Annotated in this window: 3 protein-coding genes and 1 pseudogene; 1 reads left to right on the forward strand and 3 read right to left on the reverse strand. The window is 75.2% G+C overall.

Translation table 11 applies throughout. The features are described from left to right. The 3 genes and pseudogenes from JNW89_RS30880 to JNW89_RS30890 form a co-directional block, all read right to left on the reverse strand. Positions 1 to 1,086 (reverse strand): annotated as a pseudogene (locus tag JNW89_RS30880) (ArnT family glycosyltransferase); the annotation flags it as partial. A 45-nt stretch (positions 1,087 to 1,131) separates the two neighbouring features. After that, a complete protein-coding gene (locus tag JNW89_RS30885; protein ID WP_238451759.1) occupies positions 1,132 to 2,634 on the reverse strand; it encodes a HAMP domain-containing sensor histidine kinase in 1,503 nt (500 codons plus the stop codon). Further along, entirely contained in the window at positions 2,612 to 3,352 is a 741-nt protein-coding gene (locus JNW89_RS30890) for a response regulator transcription factor (RefSeq protein WP_238451761.1), read from the reverse strand. The genes JNW89_RS30885 and JNW89_RS30890 overlap by 23 nt, the downstream gene beginning before the upstream one ends. A gap of 41 nt (positions 3,353 to 3,393) precedes the next feature. On the opposite strand from JNW89_RS30890, the gene JNW89_RS30895 reads away from it, so the two are divergent. After that, positions 3,394 to 3,634: hypothetical protein (locus tag JNW89_RS30895; RefSeq protein WP_238451760.1), on the forward strand; the 241-nt coding region annotated here is incomplete at its 3' end.

A 3,634-nucleotide genomic window follows, 5' to 3' on the forward strand; every position in this document is an offset into this window, starting at 1 on the left:
AGAGCAGCAGGCCGGCCCGGCGCCGGTCGGTGCGCGGCGCCCGGCGGCCAGCACCAGGCCGGCGACCAGCAGGATCAGCGCGGCCGGGAGCAGCCAGGAGATCTGGCCGCCGACCTCGGTGTCGAACATCCGCAGCCAGCCCGTCTGGCCGGAGAACGGGCCACCGCCGCCGGCCCGGCCACCGCCGACGCTGCCCTCCTCGTTGCCGGTGATCCGGCCCAGGCCGTTGTAGCCGAGAGTCAGCTCCAGGATGCCGTTGCCCTGCGAGCCGCCGATGTAGGGGCGGGCGCTCGCCGGCACCAGCTCGACGACGGCCACCCACCAGCCGGCGGCGACGACCAGGCCCAGCCCGGCCAGCAGCAGCTGGCGGATCCGCCGCCCCAGGCCGGCCGGCGCGGCCAGCAGGTAGACCCCGGCGAAGACCGGGACCACCAGGAACGCCTGGAGCATCTTGGTGAGGAAGCCGAGGCCGACCAGCGCGCCGGCCAGGACGATCCAGCGGGTGCCGGCCGTCTCCACCGCCCGCACCGTCGCGTACGCGGCGAGGACCAGCAGCAGCACGAGCAGGGCGTCGGGATTGTTGAACCGGAACATCAGGGTGGCGACCGGGGTCAGCGCGAGGACCGTGCCGGCGAGCAGGCCGGCCACCGGGCCGTACCAGCGGCGGACGGTGGCGTACAGCGCGCCGACCGTGGCGACGCCGAGCAGGGCCTGCGGCACCAGGATGGACCAGCTGCTCAGCCCGAAGATCCGCACCGACAGCGCCATCAACCACAGCGACGCCGGGGTCTTGTCCACCGTGATCGAGTTGGCCGCGTCGGAGGAGCCGTAGAAGAACGCCTTCCAGCTCTCCGCGCCGGCCTGTGCCGCCGCCGAGTAGAACGAGTTCGCCCAGCCGGAGGCGCCGAGGCCCCACAGGTAGAGCACGCCGGTGGCGAGCAGCAGCACCGCCAGGGCCGGGCGCGTCCAGCGCGGATCCGGGCACGGCGGCGGGGGTTCCGCCGCCACGGGTACGGGTTCCGGCGCGGGTGCTGCCGGCGGTGCGGTCACCGCGGGCGCGGTCAGCAGGGTCTCGGTTCTGTCCATGCCGGCAAGCCTGGCGAGGGCGGTTGGACCGGCCCCGTGACCGGGCTATGCGTCGGCTGTGGAAGCCGGCAGCAGCACCCGGAAGACGGTGTGACCCGGCCGGCTCTCGACCTCGACGGACCCGTGGTGCGCCTCCACCACCGCCGCCACGATCGCCAGGCCCAGGCCGGTGCTGCCGTGCTCCCGGGACCGGGAGCTGTCGCCGCGGGCGAACCGTTCGAAGACCTCGCCCTGCAACTCGGGTGGGATGCCGGGCCCGTCGTCGGCGACGCTGAGCTGCACGCCGCCGGGGGTGCGGGCCAGTCGGGTGGTCACCGTGGTGCCCGGCGGGGTGTGCACCCGGGCGTTGGCCAGCAGGTTCGCCACCACCTGGTGCAGCCGGACGGCGTCGCCCGGCACGTCGAGCACCTCGTCGGGCAGGTCGAGCTGCCAGCGGTGCTCCGGCCCGGCGACGTGCGCGTCGCTGACCGCGTCGACGATCAGCGCGGTCAGGTCGACCGGCTCCGCCGCCAGCGGCCGGCCGGAGTCCAGCCGGGCCAGCAGCAGCAGGTCGTCGACGAGGCTGGTCATCCGGGTGCTGGCCGACTCCACCCGGCGCAGCGCGTGCGCCACGTCCGGCGGCACCCGGTCCCGTCCGCGCCGGGCCACCTCGGCGTAGCCGCGGATGGCGGCCAGCGGCGTACGCAGCTCGTGGCTGGCGTCGGCGACGAACTGGCGTACCCGGGTCTCGCTGGCCTGCCGCGCGGCGAGCGCGGCGGCGACGTGCCCCAGCATCCGGTTCAGCGCCGCCCCCACCTGCCCGACCTCGGTACGCGGGTCGGTGTCGGTCTCGGGCACCCGCACCGACAGGGCCACCTCGCCGCGGTCCAGCGGCAGCTCGGTGACCCGGGCGGCGGTGGCGGCGACCCGATTCAGCGGGCGCAGCGTGGCCCGCACGATCAGCGCGCCCAGGGCGCCGGCGACCAGGAGGCCGGCGGCGGCGACGCCCGCCTGGGCGGCGATCATCCACCAGACGGTCTCCTGCACCCCGGCCAGCGGGATGGCGAAGACCAGCGCGTCACCGTCGGGCGTCTGCCGGGCCACCGCCCGGTAGTCGCCCCGCCCACCCAGGTCGACGCTGCGCGGCCGTCCGTCGGTCGGGATCCGGGCCAGCGCCGACACGTCGGCGGCGGGCAGGGCCTCCGTCGGCCCGGAGCTGCTGCGGATCCGCGCGGACGCGACACCACCGTCGACGACCTTCACCGCGATCGAGTCGGGTGGGAAGCCGGGCGGCGGCTCGGGCGCCCGCTGGTCGTCCGCCCGCTGCCGCTCGGCGAACTGCCGGAACCAGGGCGGGAGTTCCTGCTGCCGGCGGTCGTCGGCGGTGAGCTGGTTGTCGACCTGCCCGATCAGGAAGTGCCGCAGCGCCACCGTGGTCAGGCCGCCGATGGCGATGCTGACCAGGGCGAGCAGCGCCACCACCGCGGCGACCAGGCGGGTGCGCAGGGACCGCCCGGCCAGCCAGGAGCGCAGTTGGCCGCCGGGGTCACTCCGCGGGCTTGAGGACATACCCCGCGCCGCGCAGCGTGTGGATCATCGGCGCCCGGCCGGCGTCGATCTTCTTCCGCAGGTACGAGATGTACAGCTCCACGACGTTGGCCTGCCCGCCGAAGTCGTAGTTCCAGACCCGGTCCAGGATCTGCGCCTTGCTCAGCACCCGACGCGGGTTGCGCATCAGGTAGCGCAGCAGCTCGAACTCGGTGGCGGTGAGGGTGATCAGCTCGCCGCCCCGGCGTACCTCGTGGCTGTCCTCGTCGAGGCTGAGATCGCCGACGGTGAGCACGGCGTCCTCGCGGGCGGCCACGGCGAAGCCGGAGCGGCGCAGCAGCGCGCGCAGCCGGGCGATGACCTCCTCCAGGCTGAACGGCTTGGTGACGTAGTCGTCGCCGCCGACGGTCAGCCCGGCGATCCGCTCCTCGACGGCGTCGCGGGCGGTCAGGAAGAGCACCGGCACGGTCGGGGTCTGCTCGCGCAGCCGGCGCAGCACCTGGAAGCCGTCCAGGTCGGGCAGCATCACGTCGAGGACCACGGCGTCCGGCTGGAACTGCCGGGCCGTGCTCAGCGCGGCCATCCCGTTGCCGGCGCTGCGCACCTGCCAGCCCTCGTAGCGCAGCGCCATCGACAGCAGGTCGGTCAGGGTCGGCTCGTCGTCGACCACCAGGACCCGGACCGGCTCGCCGTCGGGCCGACGGAGTTCGATCCGCTGCTGCGCTGTCTGCCCGTCCATCACCATGCCCCCATCGTGGGCGCCGTGCCTGGCCCCGCCCTGTGCGCATCCTGTGCGCCGGCTGTGCGCGCGACACGGGTCGGCTCGACCGTACCGGTCCGGGCGACGTCACGCCGGGTAACGCGGAGCGCCTGTGCCCGCACAGCGCGGGCACAGGCGCGACCCACGTCGGGTCCAGGCTGCGACGGCAGGCTCGGGCCATGGCTGTCGAGGAGGTCCGCTGGGCGTACCGGGGGCGGGTGGCGCGGGTCGCGGTGACCGACCGGGCCGCGCTGGCCCCAG

Source organism: Micromonospora sp. 4G55, assembly GCF_016803375.1.

Excerpts from the sequence above, each read along its gene's own strand:
- JNW89_RS30885 (WP_238451759.1), bottom strand. The coding sequence starts at position 2,634 with ATGTCCTCAAGCCCGCGGAGTGACCCCGGCGGCCAACTGCGCTCCTGG.
- JNW89_RS30890 (WP_238451761.1), bottom strand. The coding sequence starts at position 3,352 with ATGGACGGGCAGACAGCGCAGCAGCGGATCGAACTCCGTCGGCCCGAC.